Source organism: Piscirickettsia litoralis, assembly GCF_001720395.1.
GTDB classification, from domain to species: Bacteria; Pseudomonadota; Gammaproteobacteria; order Piscirickettsiales; family Piscirickettsiaceae; genus Piscirickettsia; species Piscirickettsia litoralis.
The window spans coordinates 2,334,566-2,357,454 of sequence record NZ_MDTU01000001.1 but is presented as its reverse complement, the minus strand read 5'-3'; the positions used below and the strand labels follow the sequence as shown (position 1 = coordinate 2,357,454).

The following is a 22,889-nucleotide window of genomic DNA, read 5'->3' as shown; positions in this document are numbered from 1 at the left end:
GCCATAACATTACAAACTAATCAAGCCGTTAATCTTAGCAGCACGTTCATAAAGTGCGAGGACCTCTTCGCTGGATTTCATCCACTTTTTGCAGCTCACACTGATATAGTTACCTTTTTTAGAAGGCGTCTGTTTTACCGCCTGCTCAGGAAACAAGGCCAATGCTAAATCTATTTGATCTTTAGGCACAATAAACTTAAATGGATACTCCGCCGGCCATGTATAATTTTCTTCAAGCAATTCTTTAAAGTTATCTGTTTTCATCATCACCTCACCATAATTCCCCCAAAGTTTAAGAAAAACCACCCTAATTGCAAGTATTGATTGACACTCTGATCTTCTCTCAAGTACATTAGAATTGTTGTTTATATTTAGGAGATATTTTTTTGGACGTTCCCCTTGCCGAACTGGCAACCCTCTTTTTGACGATCACTTTTTTAGAAACCATTCTTGCCATTGATAACTTATTATTTATTTATGTTGTCACAGCAAAACTGCCCGCTTCTCAGCAAACCAAGGCTCAGCGTTATGGTATTGTCCTAGCCGCAACCATGCGCATACTCGGCTTGCTTGGCATTGCCACCCTCATGAAACTCACCGCCTCTTTATTCGAGTTTATGAGCAGCCAAATCAGTATTAAAGATTTAATATTAATCTTCGGCGGTTTATTTTTAATCATCAAAGCACTGCATGAAGTTTATTTATTATTCACAGCGAAACACAGCAGCGGCAAAGCGGCAACATCGATGGCAAGTGCCATCACCCAGATTGTCCTCATTGATGCTATTTTCTCACTCGACAGTATCATTACTGCTGTCGGTCTCACTGACCATGTTGGTGTCATCATCGCAGCGATTGTTACCTCTTGTGTCATTATGCTCGTTGCCAGCCGCTATCTCGCCCCATTAGCAAAATCGGTTAACGTTAAACTGCTTGCGCTTTGCTGCTTATTATTCATCGGTGTCATGATTGCAGCCACAGGAGTCGATATCATTATCGATAAGGCTTATCTTTACTTTGCTATCGGCTTTGCCTGCTTGGTTGAAGTGTTACAGTATCTACATGGCAAAAACAAAAGCAACAAACCTAACCAATTGAAAAATTAAGCAATTAATAATAAAAGGCAAGGAAGCCATAAACAATTATGATCAATACATCTAAAGCCATCGTCCTCGCGTATTGGCAAGCGATGCAAACCAATGACTTTTACCAAGCCAGCCTCTGCTTAAGCGAAGATTTTGAGTGTTACTGGCCCCAATCATCGGAACTCATCCGCGGTCGAGAAAACTTTACCAAGATCAATACCCATTACCCTGCAAACGGCCCTTGGACATTTACCATTCGCTCCCTCCTTGCTGATAGTAACAACCAGGTTGTAAGTGATGGCACCATTCATGCAAGCACTATAAAAGCAAATAATTACTTGAATAGCCCCCCATAGTGTTCTCTTATTTTTCTGGGCTGTAGAGACATTAGAAGCAACAAGAAACAATCAAAAAGAGGCTAAGCACACGGAGGGTACCCAATTGAATAAACTTGAACTCTACTCATTAGCTACTCTCATAATTTTCTCAGCCATTACCCTAGTCTTTGTTTGGCTAGTTAAGAGAAGCTCTCCATCTAAGAGAATTTTTTGGTTTGCAGGCTGCTGTATTGCCACAATAGTTTTGTTAGGCATACAAGTAGGGCCAGTTTCAATCATAGCCTCTACCTTCATACTGCTTTTAATGAAAAAAGACAATGATAACCCTCTAGGTGATATTTGGGCTTCAATACGTCACGCTTTCTCAAATTTACTTGTTATCCCCTTTTTTGCTTTATACCTTCTTATCATTATAGGGGGCATTCATTGGCTCTGGTTAGCAATACAACTCAAAATCTTTTGGATGTTTTGCATAGGCGTTATCCCTTTCTTATGGTTTATCACTGCTCCTGTCGGTGCATATGCCCTAATAATAGACACCCCAAAATGGGTTTACTCTTTATTTGCTTAAGGCTGTGCACTTCACTTGCTGCTAGCCAAAAAAATAAAGCAACTCCAACAAAGCCTTTCTTATTTATCACGACACTAACCCTCGCTCTTTCAAGCAAGCGTCAGATAAAATAAGAACTATCCCCCCCAAAAAAAGGATTTAAATAAATTTTTAAAGATTTTATTTCAAAATCTCTATTATCTTTACCGTTAAATTTAGCTAAACTTCTAGACCTTGATATGACAAGCGGCCTATAAGTCTACCGTTAAACAGCTTGGATAAAAAGCTAACATTTTATTTTTTAAGAATTTTAAAAATCAAAACCGCGGAGAAGTTATGTTATTTCGCTTATTAACAATTTGCTCTTTGACCATTTTCCTACTAAGCACCTCAGGTTGCTTTATGATCGCTAGAAAAGGCTTTGGAGAGTTACGTTCAAATGACACGACGATCACTCCCGCAGCGAAGCCACTAGACAGCACTGACTATAACATAGCAATTTTAACCAAAAAAGAGGCTGATTTATCTGATAAAGACAAAGATTATTTTTATAATATATTAAGTAAAAATCTTAAAAACAAGGCATTAACACCAGCAGAGTTACAGCAGATCAACTTAATACAAAACCAAGCATCATCTTTGAATTCGACAGTAATGAAAGCAGCTTTATTGCCAACAGCCATACACTTTCAGGGCAATACACCGTCACCTTCCAAGGGACTAAGACTGTCTATAAATTTGCCTCTGAAACTCATAAAACTTTTGCTAAAAACAGCAATATGCTAGAAGAACTAGCCGACACGATCTCACAGCCAAATCATAAGACCTAAAAATAAAAAAACGATACTAGCCGAACTCAACAGTGGTAGTAGGCTGCCATTTTTTCTCTATAACTTTTAACTTCAGATTTTAGTGCATGTAAACTCATTGTCGAAGAATGCACAAGCTCATCATAAGGAAGGCAGATGAGTTGACTGTTTTTCTGGAATAAGCCTTGTAGTAGAATCGTTCTCATTACTTCAATAAAACAACAGTCATCCCCCCGACTCACAGACTTTATTTTATTAATCAAAATGCTTTTATACATATAAACACTGTTAACCTTTACTTCGAGAATATCCGCTATTTCAGGCCCCGTAATTTTTTCAAAATGCGCGAGTATCATGGCTAATTTAATCTCTTTCCTGTTTAAAGGTATACCATGATAAGACGCCTTTTCTAGGGCGCTCAAGCAGCGATTCTTCTTGAACTGCTCAACCCCTGGATCCATATCATGAATAATACCAATAACTTTCCCATTATCCATTTGAGGGTATTTATATATCGTACTAATGATGAATCTATTTTGATTAAAGCTTATAATTTCACTCTGGGTCTCTTTCAACTTGCCACTTTGCAGGTCTAATAAGTCCTGAACACCTCGCTTAGAGCCTAATGGGTAGATGATATAATTACTATTAATTTTTTTCCCTAAGATTTCTTTTTTTGCTGCCTTATAAATTTCCAAAAAAGATTCACTTATAAATGTTATATTACCTTCAACATTTGTAATACAATAAATTCTATTAACATCTTTCATAAAAACTATAAAAACTCTTCCTCTTACTATCTTGGCAAATTGTACCATAAAGCAAATCATCCAGTCGCATAACAAGGCTATTTTGAATTAAGCATTTTCACCTTATCCAACGTATCTTTACACACATCACTCACTGAGCTTACAATATTATTAGCCAATGTAGAACCTAATACAGCAATTAAACCCACGCCAGTCACACTACCTAATACATATTTGCCCACCGTCCAAAGCGTTGATTTTGTATCAGGCAATACTGTCGGACTATCCAGCTTGCCAGAGATTTTAAAAGGCGTTACCAAAGATGATAAATTAAGGGCTTTACCTTGTGGAGTCACTGTAATATCAATACTATCTTTCGCTAAATTAATATCACCCTCGCCAACCACAAAAGAAGAAGCACTATCGATTACTAACGCCTGACTCTTAAAACTTCCATTCTCTCCCTTAAAACTCGAGATCAAGCAATGCAGCTTCATACCGTCCTTTTCATTTCCTCCAACCAAGAACTTTACTATCGATGCTACAAATGGATTTTCTATAGAAGGATAAAATTGGGCTTGCTGTAAAACAACAGAAGTCTTACCTGATAAATTAGCAATTAACTCTTGCAGGCTTTTCCCTTGCCCCTCAAGAGAAATATCACTATTAAAACTGCCTCCACTAAAACCATTATCTAAATTCAATCCACCGATTATTGCGCCAAAATCTAGCCCATTGGACTTAATTTTAAACCTTAACTTTGCAGGCAGCTTACTCGATTCAAATGAAAAATTACCGGAAATTCTTCCACCGGCAAGTTGCCCCTTAATATTTTCAACTTTCAAAATAGCAGGCTTAAATATAACCTGACTCCTAACAGAAAAATTTTCTAACAGATTTTCTAAATTTTTCGCCTGAATTTCCATAGCCAAGTGATCAATAGCAAACTGATCTAACTTCTTTGACCTAGCATTTAAGTGCAAGAATCTTATATTCTCAATTTTAACTTTAACATCTTTTAAAATTAACAACCTATCTATTTCATTTTTTTTAATCTCAGCATTATTTTTTACTGAACTCTCTTTATTATTTTTACTCTTTTTCCCTTGCATTTTTTTACTTTTTGACAACCTATCATAAAATTTCACGTTACCACCTTGGATGGCTAATGTGTTAAGCTCCAGCCGCCCTAATATCAACTGATGTAAAGAAGCAGCAACAGAAACTCTCTCAAGCTCTGCACTGACTCCCCTTGTTACTCTATCTTCAGGGTGAGTAAACTTTAAACCATATAAATTAAGGACTAGGCCATTTTTCAAACTAAAGCCAAAACTTCCTCCTGACAAATTAACCTTATCAGAGCTAGCCGTCGCTAATTTATTGTTAATAAAAGAAATTACGGGGCGAAAATGCACAGCATTTAAGATCAAAAGGAAAACAAAAATACCACATATAAAAATAGCAAAAATTTTAGTCAAGTTTCGAGCAACCTTCATAACAGCAACACAATAAAAATCAAGATTAAGCTGATATAAGTATAGTCACTCTAACTGGCTGAAGTTAAACAGAGTTTAATTTTAAGTAATTTTTTATTTATTCATTCAAGGCAACATATAATTATAACAAATTGAAATGGGCTTTAACTTAACTAGCCTATATTAAACCATGCTAATTTAGCTATATCACAGACTAACAACTCACATTTTTAATTTTTGCCTTTCTGATTTTTCTAATAACCAAGCCCCACCTTCACCTATTATAAACCCTTTAACTAACATCACTCGGTCTAAATCTACTAAATAACGCATCTTTTTCACATAAAGACCTCTTAAAACAGCTACTTCTTTGAGGTTTATATTTCTCATTGTACGAAATAAAAATCTACAATAAAACGAGTTACCACTCCCCAACTAATGCTCAAATCACAACAGAAGAAGCCTTTCACCTAATCAGGTTATATTAATTTCATAAAAAATTATAACACCTAAAAACAAATTATATTTAAAAAAATATACAGTTAATATAATCATGAAAAATAGTAAAAGTAAATTTATGTGTAATATCCATATTACACTTTATATAAATTAATATCACATTATCCAATGCTGTTATTTTAAAACCTAAAGTTTAACTATTTTTTGATGCTTGCACACCCATTTCCACTGCTCTCTCCATCTCATCACCCCTCTCTAGGGATTCAAGATGGTCCTTCATCACCTCTTGAAAAGTAGAATTTGTTCTGTGCTTTCTACAAGTATCAGCATCTGCTAACTGACTAAAAATAAATTTCATAGTATTTTTTTTCCCCCAACACTCTATATGCCTTCATCCACGACAAGCCTTCCCTATCAATAATTTCTTGAAAAGCCTCTTCCCTAGGACGGCCAGCATTACAGTCTAAAATTTCACGAGCAAAACTACCTATAATTAAAGCCCCCACAACTCTTACAAACTCTCTATCAATATCAACCAGTTGCTTTGATGTTTGCTTAGTGCTTCCATCTTGGCACTCCACCACATAGCCCTCATTAACTGGCTTATGTAATAAATTGAGCCTTGGGTCATCAAGTAAAATAGCACGCAGCCCCTTAATATCGTCCAATGCTATATTATCAATAGATTTAAAATCACTCAATATATCCAATATTTCATCTTTAATTTTATCCCTAAGTTGGATAAGCTCTTTTGCCGCCGGCAATAAGAATCTTGCTCTTTTATCTTTGGGAAACGGTAATAAGAACCTTGCTTTTTCTCCCATTAAAAACTCTATTGTCATAGGCTGGCTTTGGTCTCCTCCCCAAAACTCCTTTGTGCTTAACTTTGTTTTCCCCTCAAATTTCGCTAACGCCTCTGCCCAAGAGTCAGCCACATCTGAAAATCTATGACCATAAACATCCAGAGCAACAGCTGAAAGTACCTGATCTCTAGGCTTATGCTTTCCAAAGCTCAGATCGCGAAACCCATACCTCCAAGAAGATGCTTTATCTCTTATGATCTTTTCGTTTTCATGCCATGGCTTCACTCTTTTTGGTGCAATAGCCTCTAACCTAGAGACTGCTGATTCATAATCACACTCTTCCATCTCGCCTGCTACTTTTGCATACACCTCTTTAGCAACACTTACATTTTTTGATTTGCTCTGACCTTCTAGCCGCCGACCGATCGAGGCTGCTGCTTGCCTTGCCTCTTCAGCATCATCTTCTGGTGTAGTATATGGCCACCCACCTCCTCTGAATTCATACTCACGCTTACTTACGTCAATAAGTAATGCCATATAGTTTTCAGCAAACCCCTCTAAAGCTTCTGTTCGATTAGAAGCAATATCATCCATAAGTTGATCTAATACATCTTTCCCAGCCTTTTTAAGAGGCTCTTTCTTACCCTTAGCTGAAGCTAGGTCAACCTCCAAATCTTTGCCTAACTCTACAAACTTTTCAATCTTAACAGTTAACTCCCTACTTAATTCATAACGCCCAGCAACATTTTCAAGGGTGTTATAATATTCAGTGAACGTTTTTGACATACTTATTTACCTCAACATAAATTTACTTTTGTAAGTAGTTATAAGATTAGACAATTTCATTATGAAACTAAATTTATAATTACTATAAAAAATCCAATAAAATTGAAAACTTTATGAAAAAAATATTGTTACGAATTAATGTCATAATAAGGCAATGATCACTAAAAATTACAAAATAGCCTAATCAATTTAACTTTAGTATTACTGTTATTCAATACGTGCATTTTGATAAGATACAATTAACTTTCAATCGAGGCGTTTTGCCAATTCTCATATTAGAAAATTTAGGAATCCCCTGAGTTACTCTGCCTCCCCTCTTCACATCATCTTTTTAACAATTAAACAGCACTTAACATATTGATCTAAAACATATAAAAATAAAATTCAACACAGTAGCTGCACCAAATACAGCCCACCTAAAGAGGTTTACCATTTATTTACTCAAATATATAAATTTATAATATTTTCGTCCATACTTGCTACTAGAAAGCTAGAATACTATAAACGTATTATCAGCCCATCATTAGATAAGCAAGGTGATTATTGATGCTATTTTTCCAGTTATTTTTATATTTCTTGTATGATTATTGACGATATTTCAAATAACTATGAGAGTACCACTAAAGCAATGAGTAAGTCCTTTGAATATTAAGAATAGCTTTAAAAATATTTATATTTACTGTGCATATCGAAAACTGAGACAGTAAAATTTGGTTCGATTCAAACAGAAGCTTTAAAAGTATCAAATTTTATACAAAAGTTACAAACTTTAAGAGCTACCAATATAAGAGATTTAAATAAATTCAATAAGTTAAGATCTACTACATTGAATTAAAACAGATAAATTATCTGAAGGTCAATTTGATTCATGCTTATGATTTGCAAACAAATATTAACATATCACTAAAAATAAGTAGGAAAATTTATGCAATCACATTATAATAGGCAATTGAGCCTTATAGAAGATAGGTAGTCGCAGTGATGGATAATCTATTTACAACTTATTTTATAACTAACTTACATGGTGAAATCACCTTTGTAGATGACTCTTTTTTAGAGTTAATGGATGTAAAACGAGATGAAGTTATTGGTAACAGGCTGGGAAAGTATGTCACATTCCCTTTTGGCACGGTTAAAGGAATCAATGACAATATTTCTCTTTTCTTAGGAATGAAGAAAGAAATATCTCGAGAAGGCATTATTTTCAATAATAATGTATTTGCTGTTGCAACAATACATAAATATCCCCATATTGACAATGGAAAAGTGATTGGTGTCATTTATAAAACAAATGCAAACCTTGATCAATTTGCAAAAAATAGTTGCTTAAATATATTAGATGGTGGCACTTATAAAGGCTTATATTTTTATAAGACAGATATTAAACTACTAATGATCCTGGCACAATTTGAAAACATCAAAGCAAAAGACATTGCAAAATGCTTTAATCTAAAAACAAAAACGGTATACATGTATAAAAACTCACTGATACAAAAAATAAAGGCCGTCAATGAGAATGAAACTGTCTGCTATAACGAAGTTCTACGACACATACTTTTAAACGGCTTCTATGTAAATTATGATAACCGCTATATTTGCTTGCCTTTAGCAGAATTGTCCCTCTATTCTAGAATACCATTTAAAGCCTTAAAGAAAACAATACTCAACTTAAGGTTACCAAAAAATGAAGAGGAAGTAATGGGTAAAAAAAACAAAGCCGCATGCCTGCCTCCCTCTGAGGAAATGCTTAGCATTCACCAAAGCCACCAAACTCACCAAAAGTATCTATAGGGTAAAAACTCTATATTCGCTTTACCGAATATAAGTCTCCTAGACTTCCACCTGAAATAATAAATGCAGCAAACATGAGTAAAAATAGATTAGTGCAACCCAGTTGGTTTTCGCCAAGGGTATGCTCAGTGCAATGGATATAGCTAGGGTCACCACTTAAATTCCTGTATACTCAATATTAATCATCAGCACAGAAAAAGCCAGTGCAATCAACACCAGCAATAAATTATTTTTCTGCATGCAATGCACACCTTTAAAGTAATTTACTCAGCGAGTATATCAACTATTTAATACTATTAACAAATAAGCTCTAGTATAAATAAGCAGAGTGAATATGTTTTTAGAAATCATATACCAGGTGTAAGCAAAAAAATCCACACCCCATATCCTAATTTAACAGCAGGGAACAGCAGATAGTCCAGCTTCACGTAGATGCAAAGGGTGTCCACTTGATAGCTTGTCATGTATGAGTAAAGCGCTTCGACAAGGCTTAACAATAGCAGGTGCTCTCTTCCTACCTACTACCTGGTCTGGAGCAAAGTCCCTTTCATCACTCTTGTTAACCCCCAACAAAGCATCTTTTCTACGGGGTTCTGCCATATATTTATACTGAGCACTTTGTTGAAAATCACTTTCAATAAACCTAGAAAGTTCCTCAAAATTTGCAATATTAATAAAATCAGAATATCTACTTTTAATATTTGCTAATTCAACATTAAATAGTTCTTTCACGGGTAAAGTCATATCACCGTCATCAGAACTTTCTTTGAATGCCCTGTATAATTCAACCAACCCTTTGACCTTATCGTGAAAGTAGTCAAAACTTTCGAAAGAAAACACAATATTTGACAATTCCTTAAATATTTTTTCTCTAACAACCTCTAGACTGTAATACTTGTAAGAGACACTATACAAATTTATATCACTAACACTAGGATCGCTCAATATTTCCTTAATTTTTTTTAGTTCTTCTGATATATATTCAGCTTTACTATCCTTAATACTATTTTCTATAAATTTTATGACACTATCTGGATCATTTCGATTTAAACTTTTACAAAGAACACTAAAGACTTCCCTGCAGCTATGATATAGCTCCCCAGCACCCTTAGCTCCGAGATCAGATATTTTTAACAAAATAGCAGAAAGCTGTAATGATATTTTACTACTTAACTCCTTTAAACTCTCTTCCTTAACGGTAGTTTGTATATATTTTATAATCCCATTGTTGCTTTCAAAAGCAGAAGACACTGCATTTCTAAATGACTTTTTAAGCTTAACTTCCAGATCCTCAATATGGTTTTTGTAAAATAGCTTTTCATCGGCGCTAATATCAAGAGCTTCAATTCCTTCAACAAAGCCTTTTTTTATATCCTCATAATTTTCTGGATTTTCTGTGATATACTGCTTAAATTTAGGAATACTCTCAAGATATTTTTTTATCTGCTCTAACCTCTCTATTTGTTCCTGTTCTAGCCATGACTTTGGCAAAACTAAGTAAGTATTAACTAATCCTATAAGAGCATATGGGTCATTCTCTGTTACAAATGGGGCAATGTTTGTAATAGACTTATCAGAAAGAAAATGACCACAATCATAAACATAAAGATCGGTTCCCAAACCATTTGGTCGCGATATTAAAGCAGCGTTTTGACCACTCGAGCCAAGAATATCATAATCACCCAACACCTTCATTGGTGTATGAAAACGACCTGGCGCACTTACGTTTTTTGCCGGCACCCCATGCTTAAGGGAGGATTCCCAACTTGTTTTTACACAAAATTTTGCCTCACCATTTTTATATCCCTTAACAAGCACTGAGGCTTCTGGAGCTTTAAAGCCAAGTGCTCTTGCTAGCTTCAAAGCAAACACTTCATCAAGACTTTCTATATTTTTCATCCTTTTTCTTGCCTCTTTTACCAAAGCTATAGCCATACTTCAAAAAATTAGCCGCAAATCTACTTTTATTCTCCCATCTTTTATAAGCTCTACTTTCCATAAAGTTGTCTTTAGGATTGCTAACCCTATTTAAAAACCACCAATCACTCCATGGGTCTTTGTGGTCATTTTTTACAAGATAAGCCTTTCCACCTTCTTTGCAATATTCAACAAATTCTGACCGTATATTTTCATATTCTGAACCACTAAAATCTAAATCAAATAGCCTCATTAAGTCAAAATAATTTTTTAATCCCTCATCATAAATGTCAATATTAAATGTGCTTAAATAAAACTCCCTAAATTTTATAAATATTTCATCTTCACTGCTTTTATCTACACGAATACCAATAAATCCTCGAGTCACTCCTCCTGGCTTTTTAGCTATTCTTTGCATTGAAAACAAATGATTTTCTACTTCAAAATATGGCATATAACTCTCCCTAGTAATAGATAACTTAGATACGAAAACTGCAAAAGCTTTGACTCTGCCTCCCTGCCCATTAAAAATTATTTATATCAACGATATAGGATATCAACCCAATTAAAATATAAAATTTATAGAAAAATCATTTAATTAACTTAAATTTAAAAATCAATTATAAAAATAAAATCAAGAAATTATCATCGATAAGTTGCCATGCTTGAAATTTAACTTAGACTCAAAATTTACACTTTACATAGAACTTATTATGTATCCACTTCATAAATGAGAGTTAACTCCATTTATGAAGTGGATAGAAAGTATTACATCCCCATATCTATTATCACATCATTATTTTTTGATTTGTTTTGTTGCTTTGACTCTGCTCTTTCTTTGAATATTTGAGAGCTTTCGTTTACCAGTATTGGTGATTCAAGAGGGTTAGTTTTTGAACCTAACAATGAAACTCCAAAGCCTGCAAATGCCCCTCCTACTGCCGTTCCCCAGGTCACAGGTTCAACTAATTTTGCAAGTTGTTCATGTCCGCTATAAATTCCTTCTTCCAGTGTTGTTTTCCAACCACTGGCCTGAGTAAATGGCAAAGAAGCGGCGTTGGCAACTATTCCCCCATACAGAGTCGTTAATTTCATTACCGCCATAGCTATTTCATTTTTTTGTCATGTCTTTATAATTTGGTAAATTAGCGAGTAGCCCACCTTTTAGGATAGCACCGGGAAGGTCAGAAAGGCTCTTAACTTTATTCCCATAGACAGTACCTTTAGAGTACCATTCTGACACTTGAGTCATTACCTCTAACGCAACAGTTAAAGGAACAGAACCAACCATAGGGTTGGAAACTAAAGCACTTAATAAGCCTATTGTTTGCACCACCATTTCTTTAGTATATGGTGAATTATCCTGCGAACTTTTCCCTTTACAGTGAGCGAGCAAATTACCTGTAATAGTGCTCAAATATGAAGTAAGAGCAGCTCCAGAAAGAACATCACCTACCCAATGCTTCTTAGCAATAACTCGACCAACCATAGTTGCTAAAGCATCAACCAAACCTACAGCAAAAACACCATCTTTGCTAATTGTTAGGCTTTTTCCACATATACTTAATTTTTTGTCTTCTGTTAGCATCATGGCTAACCCCATTAACATCGCACCCCAGCCAGCATGACCGCTAGGCCAAGCTTTGTTATCGGCTCCATTTGGTCTTTCTTGCAAATAAAAACGTTTTATACCCTCATTTATCATCCATGCAGCAAACCCGTTCGCAGTATAAGCAAAAGTATCGGATTGCGATATGCGACGACACCATTCTGACCAAGTTTCTTTTTTACTATCTTGAGGTAGCTCAATATCATTCAAGTTAAAAGCATTATCTTGATTAAGAACTTCATTCTGGCCTGACTCAATATCAAAACCTTTTTTTATGATCACTAAGCGTAGAGTGATAGCTAGCATTGCTATTAATCATCAATTTAACTTTACTTTCTGGCATTGACATGGAATTTACCTCTTAAATATTAATATGTGATTATTTATTTAACTCTATAGCCAACCCGACAGAGCGTTTTATGGGCAATTTTGGTCAAAACGTATCTTACCTTCTAGCATTTTAAATTCTAGAGATATAAAAACTTAACCGAGCTAACTATAAGTAAACTTGTGATAAAGCAGGTTTTAAAAATTCGAATTAAAGCTACTTCATAAGCTGTAGCTCATTCGGATAAATATTAAGCATGCTCCCTCAACATCTCAATCATTAACAAAAATTGAGAAGTAATCATACTTCACAAAATGTAAATTATACGTTAATAATACGAAAATATAATGTTAACTGTTTTTAATGCATAATCATGTATTACAGTTCATAACCAAAAGGCGGAGGGCGGATTACTCTATGGATTTTTGGTAATGCACCCACTTGATTGCTCAGGTGAATGGATACATAACTAAACCCTATAAGCGCTTACAATCAAACTTATTTAGAATTAAAAGTGTAATAAGCGCCCCAATAGCAACAACCAAACATATGCCCATCAACGGTAAAAAAGCCGCAATTAAAGATAGCTTTTCTGAAGCGAGGCTATAACAATGAAGTACAAGCCCCGTAACAGCAAGCCCTACTGTCGAGCCAAATAAACTCATCATATAAAACAGCCCTGAAGCCAACCCCCGTGTTGACTCGTCGACCGCACTCAACGTCAGTTTCATAAGTCCTGGAGACGTTAGTGTATAAGCAATACCATATACAGCAAATAAGACCATTATTAGGCTTATATTTTCTCTTATCGGTAAAAGCATAAACCCAATATAGCAAACAATTAATAGGATAATTCCAAAAACTGTTGGAATATAAGGGCCATATCGATCAATTAACTTGCCACTAATAAAAGAAAATAGCCCCATAGCAATACTCATAGGAAATAAAATTAAGCCCGCACGATAAGCCGAAAACTCCATAACAAAAACTAAATATAAGCCCATAATAAATAAAACAATATAGACGCCAAAATGAATACATGATCTGATCAAGCAACCGATAACTAGCTGAGTGTTTTTCAAATGAGCAAAGAGAATCAACGGCTGTTTCACTCGATTTTCATTATAAATAAACAATACTAATGATAAAAAAATAATGATAAAACCAGAACCTAATAAAATAAAATCATCAAACCCATTTTTCATTAAGCCCAGTGTATAAATAATACTGCCTAACAAAATACTTAATAAGACCATTCCAGAGAAATCAAAATTTACTTTTTCTTTTAAATTATTAGATGATTTTATTACCGGCAAAAATAAATAAATAATAAAAGTTGTAAAAATTCCAATAGGAATATTAATTAAAAAAAACCAGCGCCAAGACCCATGTGTTGTTACCAACCCTGCTAACGGCGGCCCAATTGCCATAGATAAACCAATCATCCCTGTCAACACCCCTAAAACAACCCCCTTTTTGTCATCAGGCGCACTCTGATAAGCAATTGATGTAATATTAGGAAAAGCAATAGCAGCCCCTAATCCTTGCATGCCACGCCCAAGAAGCATTTGCCAAGGTGTTAACGAAATTCCGCCAACAAATGAGCCGATAATAAATAAAATCAAGCCCAAAGTCATTATTCGCTTTGCTGAGTATAAGTCTCCTAGCCTTCCACCTGAAATAATAAATGCAGCAAACATAAGTAAGTAGATTAGTGCAATCCAATTGGTTTGTGCCAAAGGTATGCTCAGCGCAGTGGATATAGCAGGGGTCACCACTGAAATTCCTGTATACTCGATATTAATCATCAGCACAGGAAAAGCCAATGTAACCAACATCAGCAATAAATTATTTTTCTTCACAAAGTGCACACCTTTAAAACAATTTAATCGATGATTATATACCACTCCCAGCCAAAGATGCGAAGATAGCAACATTGATTTGAAAAATATAATAAAACATTAAAATAAAAGTGCTTGGCTTACACTCACTACAAAGAGTACAAGCCTATTCTAAAATCATGCATATTCTTCTTTTCAGCACTGCAACAACCAGTCAACAATCATAAATCATACAGGCTCAGATCTCATATCCACCTTCAGGGTCTAGATGACCTTCAGGATCTTGAGCACCAAAAAATAAGAGATCAGGATCCCTAACAGATTGAGATTCTTCAGGCAAGGGTCCTAAATAAGAATCCATACTATCGGTTCTATGTTGACCTTCATGACCAAGTGGGGCAAACAGAGACCTATAAGACAAGGAGACTGGTTCTGAATCAGAAAGCCTACGACGAGGCTCATCACCCTGTCCTACTGCCCTCGAAACAAGTGGATCTACCCTCTCATCCCCAGGCTCAGATAAGCTTGGCTCATCACCAGTGTACTTAATACCATGTTTTTTCAAATCCTTAAAATCATAAAATAAGTTCATCACATCCTCATCCTTTTCTATATCTTCCGATCGACGAAAATGTTTTTCATCGATTTTGTCTTGACCTCTAAGCTGCCAGATTTCTTTTTCACACTCACTCGGTTTATCACGTAATGCTACACTACGTATATCACTTATCCGAACATCCTTTCCAAGAAATTTCGTGTTTTTAATCCAGTAAAATTTCTTACTATTTAATAATCTTTTTAACTCCTTTGCGGAACTAGTGGCTCCAGAAGCTCCATGATTCCGATGAACTGATGCTGCAAAACAAAGCTCTTGCACTGTTTCGCAGTGATCAAATGCTTCCAATTTACAAGCTCTTTTATCTTTTTTTTTGGCAAAATTACGCATTCCCTTCTTAAGATCAGAGAATTGCTGACTAAATAATGGAGAATTACTATCAGGCATAATGTTACCAACCTTTCATAAAATAAAATTAGTTAAGTTAAATTGTAGTAATTTTCACAACCTGTAAAAATAGAGCCTTTTTATTACAACCACATAAAAATGAAAACAAAATGTAAATTATTTTATTATTTAAATCAATTACTATTAAGATGACAAAATAAAATTATATTAAAAATGATAATTATCTAAAAATATGCAAGCAGATTAAAAATCTATACCATAGACAATATATATTTCTCTAATAATTTAAGGAAATCAAGGGCCACTATGAACAACTTGACGAGCAACACTAGAATCAGCTCCAGCAGCTTTTCTTGCTTCCATAGCGCATGACACGGGAACAGCAACCCGAAATTCAGACAAACCATCATGCACTTTAAATTCCGCTTCAGCTTCAACAGGGCCATTATCCACTTGGTACTGAGCATCCGGAGGCGCAAGCTCTTCTAAAAAGCGCTTCATTACATCTAACTCTCTACCATCCTTTCTATGTTGCCGCTGTTGCAGATACCTGTTTATTGACCTGAAAAACTGTATCACTCCCTTGCCAAGCCCCTTAAAAGCTGCGGGACTTTCTTCTTTATAGCGCGCCAATGCTGCATAAAACTCATCTCGAATTCCTTCCCATTCTGGGCCTTCTAGCCGCTTTCCAGTCGCTAAAAATTGACTAACAGCCTCCATCGCCTTCACACAAGCATGGTGAGTGCTTTTACGAACTTCTTTTTTGCTAAGAGTTTTTAATTCATTTTGACGAGGCTTATAAGCAAGTTCCAATCTATTATGTCGATCTGCAATAGGCCAAGCTGGTGAATCTACATGAAGCTGCCTTTTATCTAAAGCACAGGCTCTTACATTTCTTGGCATACATCTAACTACCCATGGTGGTAATTTATCTGCCCCTGGTGATAATTGTGCAATTAAATCCGGAGTTACGCAATAGTGAGGGTTCCTACATTCATAAGAATCTCCTGTCGGGGAAATTTTATGACATGTAGGTCTGTTATATTTGCTGTGATTCAGAAAGTCACAAAACAAGCCAACTGACCGATCACTCTCATGCGATTGATCTTCCTGATCTTTAGCAAGAGCAGAACAAAGATCTTCAATATTCTTGCTTTTCTCTACTAGCTTCATTTTCAGCGGAGTTAAAGATGAATTCTCAGCAAGAAAATTTATAAATTCTCTTTTAAGCTTTTGAAATTCTTGCGAATTTAATGAAAGCGGCATAGTCTTATTACCTGTTAACAGTTTAACTACTTGCCTTGAAGATACATTATATCGACTAAAAATATAATTATAAATAATATAAAATTTGTAACTTCCATGTTAAATTAACGTAAGAGTATAGATTCATGTCACCTATTAACTAGCCATAGGGTCTATCACTCTAGCACGCTCTAATTCACTTTTACGTTGATCAGCAGTCATACGAATAAAGTTTGAATGAAATACATTTTCTGACCGTCGATCAGGTGATACACCTTGCTCTAAAATACGTTTAAAAAAAGGAAACCTTGAGTGTTGGTGGTGGCTAGATTTCCTATATTTTTTGCGTTTATATTCTCCTCTAGAATAAAGATAATTCATGACTTCTATCTTCACCGTTTTATCGTCTGCTCTTTGGTTTTTCTTCAGCCAATCAATCAAATCTTCTGTTGCATTAATTCCATCACTTCCCATAAATTTATACCTTCTACCAGCAGAACTAGACTCACGGTGGCATATATAACGGTCAGCCGCAGCCAATGTACTCATTACCATCTCACTAGCGCCTTCACCAACCTGATGTTTTTCAGACAGATATGACAGATAATGACCATCACGGTGTGCATCCATACCTGGATCTTCAGTGTCAAATTGAAATTTAACTAAAACAGCTTTATGATCGCTAGCGTCTTGACCTTTAGGGCCTTTAACAGCGATCACCTGAGGAGTCTCAACAGTATCTATAACTCCCTCCGGAGCACATAGCAGAACATTATCTAATGCCCCCGCATCAGGAACCCCACCACGCTCTTTTTTATGGCGTGTTTTGCCATTACTCCTAACCTCATGGTGAGTAAACTCAGATAATTTAGGAGCAAAAAAACCTCGACTCTCGAAATGTGCAACTCTGTTATTATAAAGAGGGTCAAATCTCGCAACAAGCTCCTCTTCACCACCTTCAGCCTCGATTAACTTACAAAGACCAGCATCAACCGAACCATCTTGGACGGAACCAAGTTCCAAGCGCTCATTATGATCTCCTGCAAATATAACAGAATCAAGCTCCTCCCCACCCATGTGATTCATAAGCTTAGCAACTTCTTTTGCACGCTCCTCCTGGCTATTCGAATCTAAATGACAAGCAATAACCCCAACTCTTCGAACTTTATCTCCATCACCTTGAATTCTCAGTACTGCATAGACCCCTCCTTTATTTGGATTAGTCCCCCGCACACTTCCAGGAGGAGTTATAACATCAATGGAAACTTTTCCTGCTATTTTTGGACTCACAAGAATACCAAGGTGCGTTTCGGATGGTTTTAAGTAATTCTTTACTCCTTTTGGTTTAGTAAGAACACTAATATGATCTTCATGTAACTGCTGAAAAAATTCTCCATCATCAGCAGTTAACCGTTTGGCCAACCGCTCCGATAACCGTTCACGCTTTAATGCCGTCGTCTTCGCTTCCTGGGCACTTACAATTAAAATATCAGGAATCTCTCCCTCATTTACTTTCGCTGCCAATTCGTCAATACTAGAACCATCAATTTGATTATTCCCCATATTCCACGTCAGTGCTGCAATACGATAATTTGGCATTTTCTCTCTCCAAAACCACTTAACGATTAAAAAAATTTAATTTTAAAAAGTTAAAATACATTAAAAACCAGAAAAAAATCATATACAATAATAAAAAAAATTCAACAATTAATGTAAACCAAGAAAAGGTTTCAAATACTTAAAGTTATGCTGTAGCAATAACTTTAACACTATCTTGCAAAAATATTAATTTTTTATAAATTCTTTCCATATTATAAGAAAGATTGACTCGGTAGCCTTTAGTTAACTCATTATTTTTAAAGGTTCACGATATGCCTCTATCAAGAGAACAAGAAACAGAACTACAAAGACAATTATTAGCATATGTTCGAAAACTGAAACAAGAAGCTCAAGGTGTATCTCTAGATGATAGCGACCCATTTGACTTACAAGCAGCTGATGCACTTAAAAGAATAGTAGCCCAGGCTGACATCGATGAGACTCTTTCTCCTGACCAGTGGAGTCAATTAGCAGATCAAGCTAAAGCAGCAGCCGCAAAAGAAGAAATAGAAGAGCAAGACGCTGCTGAGCTGTTAGCCAAATTTAAAGAGCTCTATAAGGCTGCTGCCGCAGAAAGGGCTAGGGTGCAAGCAATAGCGATAGATGATGATGGCCTGGAGGCTGCTGATAGCCCACATCGACCTGTTAGGCCGGGAGATAACGTTGATCGTGACGAAGATATGCCTCCCGTGCAATCCGGTGAAGAAGAAGAGCAGAGAACAACAACTTCAGAATCAGTCCCAAACCCAGAAGTCCAAGCCCAACCGGCTGATCAAGAAGCAGAAAATCCAAAGCTTACCGCCCCACCTTTTAAATTAGATGACGCCTATCTAGCCTCGGTAAATCAAGCTCTCGAAAAGGGCCACATAGATCTATCATGTGAACTTAAGGGTAAAGATACATTATTAGTCAAATCAAAGGATGGCATGGAAAAAGGGAAGATTGAAGTTAGTCCAGATAAAGGGACTTTTACATACAAGAGTGGAAACGAGGACTCACGTGTCGCTGCAGTGCTCGCTGTGAAGGCAGCCTTAGATAAAACCTTATCAGAGGACCCCCACGCGGTAATAACAGTAAAAACAGAAAAAGTACCTCGAACAGAAGTAATTGATCAACTTAAAGCTCTTCATGAAGCTGGTGTTAAAAAGGATCAAATAGGTGCACTACCAGAGCAATATCAACTTATTGTTAATAACATATATGACTCTCAAAAAGACCCTAGTTACTCAATAGCTGCAGTAACTGCACCACCATCATTAGGAGGCATCGAAAGAGTTGACTCCAAGGCAGCAGCAACTTCAGCAGTTGGTGATGTATTAGATATTCTTCATGAACTTCCGGCGATGTAACATTCAAACACCATTCACAAGCTCTCTAATTTTCAATTCCAAGAATTTCTGCTGAGAGCTTCTCTTTACACTCTGTATATTTCATCCATTTCTAATACTTTTTAATCGAAAGGCCAGTTAACCAAAATTAAAGGAAACAAGCAATGCCAATAATAAGGAAAGATCAAGGTATAGATCAATATGTTGAGCGTGAGCAAGAAAATATTACAAAAGAAAATTTAACTGCTGATATTGAGCTAATTACATGTGATACCTTAGTCATTTCAAAAGATATCGCTTCTAACAGTGTAGAAGTAGATGTCGGTGGATCTCAAACTAGTGATAAACTTATTTATTCAGAGAGTTTCGGCCCATGCCAAGCGGTGCTTGCCAGAGCAAGTGATGGAAGCTTTATAGTTTTTCATGCGACCAACCCTTTTCAAGGAAGAGATTTAGATCATTTTGCTCAACTAATACATGGGAAAAAGATTGATGAAATTTATGTTTTTATGAAACCAACAGGGCCGCACCATTACCTTTGCATGAAATACCCACAAGAGTTTCAAAATCACCCTCACTTGAAAGGTGTCGCAGTCAATCTCATTCCAACTCATAAATACACAGCAATTACTGCAGACCCTACGACAGGGAGGGTATTCCTAACGAAAGAATTAGTTGTGTGTAACCCGAGAAAAGCTCAAAGACTTGCTAATGAAGAAACATGCAGAATTAACCGACATACCCAAAAAGAAACAGCACCTAGTCATCTACAAATGAACACGTTGGTCAAGTCCGCCCAAGGAGACCCTTTACTCTTATACTCAATGCTTAACCGATATACACCTGTAGATCACAGCTCAGCCCCTAAAGTAGAGCCATCTGTTTAGCTATCAAGCACTCGATAAAAAAATCACCATTAAAAACTCAACTCCTCTACCTCCGCTGAAAACTGCGGAGGTTATAAAATCAAATAATTAAAACTTAATTAACTAAATATATTACTATTCATCAATAAATCCGCTCAGCGTTTCTCCTGAAAAAATTCCCTGCTGCAAGATAAATTCTTGATCACTTTGATTAAACCAACAGCAGGCATATTCGATATCATCTAAATAGTCTAACTGTGAAACCGTTTTTACCGTCATCGGCGGCCCGCCAGATTTAAGCATGACAACATCACCTACAGCAAACCTATTAGCCCAAGCCTCTTTCATTACTACCTCTTCTCACTTATAAATCACTTGCAAAATATATATTAAAAGTCACTAGTCAATAATTTTAAATATTAAATTAATATTATTTTTTCAAACAGCTCATCCCATACTGCTGCACAAATAACAATAGTCCCTAAAATAATAAAAATCCCAACAAAAAGTGCCATCACCCCAAAAATCACCCATTCAAAAATATGAACAAATGAGCTCACACTCACTGCAAATGTAGCCAGGCCACCACCTAAAAACGAGACAACTAAACAAATTAGCACAGATGCTATAGAAGAAAAAATAATAGCAGTTTTTTTCAATTTAACTTCCCATAAAAACTTAAAATTATTTCATAACACATTGTTATTTTATAAATAAAATTAGTTAAATATTAAAAATACTGATATTTTCTCTTGAGAGTTCTATCAAATAGAATCACGGATAAAAATACCAGCAATAATGCAGAGATAACATCCATAATATAATGCCATCCGAGTAATACAGTTGATAGCCATAATAAAATATTTAAAAATAATAATGGAATAAAAAAGTATACTCTCTTTCTAAAGAGCAAAGTTAGCAATGCAGACCATATCACATGAAATGATGGAAAGCTAATTAAGCCCCCCTCCAGATACGGATGGATAGACTCCTTGATGAAGCTGCTTAAATTGCAATGCTAAGTCAACTTGACTTTTAATAAGATATTGATGACTAAGCACACTCGCAGGTGATGCTGTAGGCCAAAAATAATAAATCAAGCAACCAATTAAATTTAAAAAAGAAAGTTTAGATAAAAAAGACTCTATTTCTATTTTTTGCAACAATAAAACACGCTACTATAGGCAATAGTATCACCTGAAAGTCTAAAGATTCGTAGGCTAATTCTAGCCCCTTTAAAATCACATAATGCTTATGAATATAAGCCAGCCATTGATTTTGGTTAAACCCCATCAGTAAATCTATTTTATATAGATCAACATCTATTGGTGCAAAGGGTGTAAGTTGCACATTATAAGCCATTAGCATAGAAATAATGCTGAGCAGAAAAACACCAATAAATTTAAAAACAAAACTTGTTTTTTTCAATTCATCATATAAATTTAATGATAATATAATCAATAAAAATGTAAGAATGACTAAAATTATATTACTTAAATTTATCGGTTGTACATGGCTTACATACTTTTCATCTCCATCATTAACAATGATAAATAATAAAGAAAAAAATATTAACAAAATCGACAAAAATATAGAAAATCTATCAAAAATATTTAATCTCTCTAAACTTAGAAAAGAAAAATTATTTTTCTTTAACAAATTTAATTTAAAGCCTATTTCCATAGCTGATTAAGCCATTCTTTAAAAGTCATACCTAAATAACCAGATTTAGTTTGAGTCAACCAAAAGTGGTATTTAAAAAATAATGTAAAGCACACAAGAGAAACCGCACTACCCATCACAGCAGTCATGTATGATTTATCAAAAATCAACGATACTGTATAAGCCAACATAGCAATAAACGATATAAAGTAGAATATCGCAAGCAATAAAAACGCTTTTTTTGCGATTTTCACTTCATCTTCTGAAACACCAGCAGAATCAATCGCCACTTTTGTTTTATCTTCAGCCTCTGGCGAAAGTGAAAATAGCTTCTTATAAATGACAAAAATAAAACTATAACTTTCTTTCAAAAAAGGATAAGAAAATGACTTTCTTAAAAATGATGTAAATTTTTTAATCATAAAGTTAGCTCACATATTTATCTACATGAATATCTTTGTCGCCTGATGCAATCATCTCTTCAATAATATCAACAACAATTAAAACAACAATAAAAAACACATCTTCATCAACATCAAGAAAAACACGTTCCAGTGCTTCACCTTCCACTCTTTTTTTCTTATAATCAAAAGCATCATCAAATAAAAACTTATAAGTTAGCTTAGCGTTTTTTAAAAACCTAATTCTATAATCGGCCCAGAAGTTGATAATATATCTTTATAAC

At 35.3% G+C, this 22,889-nt stretch carries 25 protein-coding genes; 7 read left to right on the top strand and 18 right to left on the bottom strand.

Going from position 1 to position 22,889, the window contains the following annotated elements; genetic code table 11:
• Positions 1-9 precede the first annotated feature (9 nt).
• Positions 10-267, bottom strand: a complete 258-nt coding sequence (locus tag BGC07_RS11710; protein WP_235603125.1) for a DUF493 family protein — start codon at positions 265-267, stop codon at positions 10-12.
• 119 nt (positions 268-386) lie between these two features.
• Here BGC07_RS11710 and BGC07_RS11705 point away from each other — a divergent pair, with 119 nt between their 5' ends.
• The 4 genes from BGC07_RS11705 (at position 387) to BGC07_RS11690 (ending at position 2,759) form a co-directional block, all read left to right on the top strand.
• Positions 387-1,106, top strand: coding sequence for a TerC family protein (locus tag BGC07_RS11705; protein ID WP_158006927.1), 720 nt, complete (start codon positions 387-389; stop codon positions 1,104-1,106).
• A 38-nt stretch (positions 1,107-1,144) separates the two neighbouring features.
• Complete coding sequence (locus tag BGC07_RS11700) at positions 1,145-1,441, top strand: nuclear transport factor 2 family protein (protein WP_069313264.1); 297 nt, start codon at positions 1,145-1,147, stop codon at positions 1,439-1,441.
• A gap of 85 nt (positions 1,442-1,526) precedes the next feature.
• On the top strand, positions 1,527-1,994 hold the full coding sequence (locus tag BGC07_RS20150) for a hypothetical protein (protein WP_139121688.1): 468 nt from the start codon (positions 1,527-1,529) through the stop codon (positions 1,992-1,994).
• A 381-nt stretch (positions 1,995-2,375) separates the two neighbouring features.
• Complete coding sequence (locus tag BGC07_RS11690; RefSeq protein WP_139121687.1) at positions 2,376-2,759, top strand: hypothetical protein; 384 nt, start codon at positions 2,376-2,378, stop codon at positions 2,757-2,759.
• A gap of 70 nt (positions 2,760-2,829) precedes the next feature.
• Here the strand turns inward: BGC07_RS11690 and BGC07_RS11685 are convergent, their stop codons facing one another.
• The 3 genes from BGC07_RS11685 to BGC07_RS11675 all read right to left on the bottom strand — a co-directional run bounded on the left by BGC07_RS11685 (position 2,830) and on the right by BGC07_RS11675 (position 7,054).
• Entirely contained in the window at positions 2,830-3,600 is a 771-nt protein-coding gene (locus BGC07_RS11685) for a hypothetical protein (RefSeq protein ID WP_139121686.1), read from the bottom strand.
• 29 nt (positions 3,601-3,629) lie between these two features.
• Positions 3,630-5,009: an AsmA-like C-terminal region-containing protein gene (locus BGC07_RS11680; RefSeq protein WP_069313260.1), complete on the bottom strand. Its 1,380-nt coding sequence runs from the start codon at positions 5,007-5,009 to the stop codon at positions 3,630-3,632.
• Between the two features lie 797 nt (positions 5,010-5,806).
• A complete protein-coding gene (locus tag BGC07_RS11675; RefSeq protein WP_069313259.1) occupies positions 5,807-7,054 on the bottom strand; it encodes a hypothetical protein in 1,248 nt (415 codons plus the stop codon).
• Between the two features lie 978 nt (positions 7,055-8,032).
• Between BGC07_RS11675 and BGC07_RS11670 the strand changes: the two genes are divergently transcribed.
• Complete coding sequence (locus BGC07_RS11670) at positions 8,033-8,845, top strand: PAS domain-containing protein (protein ID WP_139121685.1); 813 nt, start codon at positions 8,033-8,035, stop codon at positions 8,843-8,845.
• Between the two features lie 393 nt (positions 8,846-9,238).
• Here the strand turns inward: BGC07_RS11670 and BGC07_RS11665 are convergent, their stop codons facing one another.
• From BGC07_RS11665 to BGC07_RS11630, 8 genes are all read right to left on the bottom strand, one after another.
• Positions 9,239-10,744, bottom strand: coding sequence for a hypothetical protein (locus tag BGC07_RS11665; protein ID WP_069313257.1), 1,506 nt, complete (start codon positions 10,742-10,744; stop codon positions 9,239-9,241).
• A complete protein-coding gene (locus tag BGC07_RS11660) occupies positions 10,722-11,216 on the bottom strand; it encodes a hypothetical protein (RefSeq protein ID WP_069313256.1) in 495 nt (164 codons plus the stop codon). The genes BGC07_RS11665 and BGC07_RS11660 overlap by 23 nt, the downstream gene beginning before the upstream one ends.
• Positions 11,217-11,530: 314 nt before the next feature.
• Positions 11,531-11,857 carry a hypothetical protein gene (locus tag BGC07_RS11655; protein ID WP_069313255.1) on the bottom strand — a complete coding sequence of 109 codons (327 nt, stop codon included), beginning with the start codon at positions 11,855-11,857 and terminating at the stop codon, positions 11,531-11,533.
• A gap of 16 nt (positions 11,858-11,873) precedes the next feature.
• Positions 11,874-12,653 (bottom strand): phosphatase PAP2 family protein, encoded by a 780-nt coding sequence (locus tag BGC07_RS11650; protein ID WP_158006926.1) that lies wholly within the window; start codon positions 12,651-12,653, stop codon positions 11,874-11,876.
• A gap of 522 nt (positions 12,654-13,175) precedes the next feature.
• Complete coding sequence (locus tag BGC07_RS11645; protein ID WP_069313253.1) at positions 13,176-14,561, bottom strand: MFS transporter; 1,386 nt, start codon at positions 14,559-14,561, stop codon at positions 13,176-13,178.
• A gap of 217 nt (positions 14,562-14,778) precedes the next feature.
• The gene (locus tag BGC07_RS11640; protein WP_069313252.1) at positions 14,779-15,543 is read right to left on the bottom strand and encodes a hypothetical protein; all 765 of its coding nucleotides are present in this window, start codon (positions 15,541-15,543) and stop codon (positions 14,779-14,781) included.
• Between the two features lie 255 nt (positions 15,544-15,798).
• A complete protein-coding gene (locus tag BGC07_RS11635; protein ID WP_069313251.1) occupies positions 15,799-16,770 on the bottom strand; it encodes a hypothetical protein in 972 nt (323 codons plus the stop codon).
• Positions 16,771-16,905: 135 nt separating this feature from the next.
• Entirely contained in the window at positions 16,906-18,348 is a 1,443-nt protein-coding gene (locus tag BGC07_RS11630) for an endonuclease/exonuclease/phosphatase family protein (RefSeq protein WP_069313250.1), read from the bottom strand.
• 272 nt (positions 18,349-18,620) lie between these two features.
• Between BGC07_RS11630 and BGC07_RS11625 the strand changes: the two genes are divergently transcribed.
• Entirely contained in the window at positions 18,621-19,697 is a 1,077-nt protein-coding gene (locus BGC07_RS11625) for a hypothetical protein (RefSeq protein ID WP_069313249.1), read from the top strand.
• 143 nt (positions 19,698-19,840) lie between these two features.
• Entirely contained in the window at positions 19,841-20,563 is a 723-nt protein-coding gene (locus BGC07_RS11620) for a hypothetical protein (protein ID WP_069313248.1), read from the top strand.
• A gap of 114 nt (positions 20,564-20,677) precedes the next feature.
• On the opposite strand, the gene BGC07_RS11615 is transcribed toward BGC07_RS11620, so the two are convergent.
• The 6 genes from BGC07_RS11615 to BGC07_RS20705 form a co-directional block, all read right to left on the bottom strand.
• A complete protein-coding gene (locus BGC07_RS11615) occupies positions 20,678-20,890 on the bottom strand; it encodes a YodC family protein (protein WP_069313247.1) in 213 nt (70 codons plus the stop codon).
• A 71-nt stretch (positions 20,891-20,961) separates the two neighbouring features.
• Complete coding sequence (locus tag BGC07_RS11610; RefSeq protein WP_069313246.1) at positions 20,962-21,201, bottom strand: hypothetical protein; 240 nt, start codon at positions 21,199-21,201, stop codon at positions 20,962-20,964.
• A gap of 71 nt (positions 21,202-21,272) precedes the next feature.
• Positions 21,273-21,479, bottom strand: coding sequence for a phosphatase PAP2 family protein (locus BGC07_RS22345; RefSeq protein ID WP_235603124.1), 207 nt, complete (start codon positions 21,477-21,479; stop codon positions 21,273-21,275).
• Between the two features lie 191 nt (positions 21,480-21,670).
• Positions 21,671-22,225 (bottom strand): hypothetical protein, encoded by a 555-nt coding sequence (locus BGC07_RS22340; protein WP_235603123.1) that lies wholly within the window; start codon positions 22,223-22,225, stop codon positions 21,671-21,673.
• The gene (locus BGC07_RS11600) at positions 22,216-22,626 is read right to left on the bottom strand and encodes a hypothetical protein (RefSeq protein WP_069313245.1); all 411 of its coding nucleotides are present in this window, start codon (positions 22,624-22,626) and stop codon (positions 22,216-22,218) included. The genes BGC07_RS22340 and BGC07_RS11600 overlap by 10 nt, the downstream gene beginning before the upstream one ends.
• Positions 22,627-22,630: 4 nt before the next feature.
• The gene (locus tag BGC07_RS20705; RefSeq protein WP_158006925.1) at positions 22,631-22,774 is read right to left on the bottom strand and encodes a hypothetical protein; all 144 of its coding nucleotides are present in this window, start codon (positions 22,772-22,774) and stop codon (positions 22,631-22,633) included.
• Between the last annotated feature and the right edge of the window lie 115 nt (positions 22,775-22,889).

Coding starts and splice junctions, on each gene's coding strand:
- BGC07_RS11685 (WP_139121686.1), bottom strand. CDS start 3,600: ATGGTACAATTTGCCAAGATAGTAAGAGGAAGAGTTTTTATAGTTTTT.
- BGC07_RS11660 (WP_069313256.1), bottom strand. CDS start 11,216: ATGCCATATTTTGAAGTAGAAAATCATTTGTTTTCAATGCAAAGAATA.
- BGC07_RS11710 (WP_235603125.1), bottom strand. CDS start 267: ATGATGAAAACAGATAACTTTAAAGAATTGCTTGAAGAAAATTATACA.
- BGC07_RS11600 (WP_069313245.1), bottom strand. CDS start 22,626: ATGATTAAAAAATTTACATCATTTTTAAGAAAGTCATTTTCTTATCCT.
- BGC07_RS11635 (WP_069313251.1), bottom strand. CDS start 16,770: ATGCCGCTTTCATTAAATTCGCAAGAATTTCAAAAGCTTAAAAGAGAA.
- BGC07_RS11640 (WP_069313252.1), bottom strand. CDS start 15,543: ATGCCTGATAGTAATTCTCCATTATTTAGTCAGCAATTCTCTGATCTT.
- BGC07_RS11625 (WP_069313249.1), top strand. CDS start 18,621: ATGCCTCTATCAAGAGAACAAGAAACAGAACTACAAAGACAATTATTA.
- BGC07_RS22340 (WP_235603123.1), bottom strand. CDS start 22,225: ATGGAAATAGGCTTTAAATTAAATTTGTTAAAGAAAAATAATTTTTCT.
- BGC07_RS11620 (WP_069313248.1), top strand. CDS start 19,841: ATGCCAATAATAAGGAAAGATCAAGGTATAGATCAATATGTTGAGCGT.
- BGC07_RS11630 (WP_069313250.1), bottom strand. CDS start 18,348: ATGCCAAATTATCGTATTGCAGCACTGACGTGGAATATGGGGAATAAT.
- BGC07_RS11690 (WP_139121687.1), top strand. CDS start 2,376: ATGATCGCTAGAAAAGGCTTTGGAGAGTTACGTTCAAATGACACGACG.
- BGC07_RS11665 (WP_069313257.1), bottom strand. CDS start 10,744: ATGAAAAATATAGAAAGTCTTGATGAAGTGTTTGCTTTGAAGCTAGCA.
- BGC07_RS11675 (WP_069313259.1), bottom strand. CDS start 7,054: ATGTCAAAAACGTTCACTGAATATTATAACACCCTTGAAAATGTTGCT.
- BGC07_RS11700 (WP_069313264.1), top strand. CDS start 1,145: ATGATCAATACATCTAAAGCCATCGTCCTCGCGTATTGGCAAGCGATG.
- BGC07_RS11615 (WP_069313247.1), bottom strand. CDS start 20,890: ATGAAAGAGGCTTGGGCTAATAGGTTTGCTGTAGGTGATGTTGTCATG.
- BGC07_RS11655 (WP_069313255.1), bottom strand. CDS start 11,857: ATGAAATTAACGACTCTGTATGGGGGAATAGTTGCCAACGCCGCTTCT.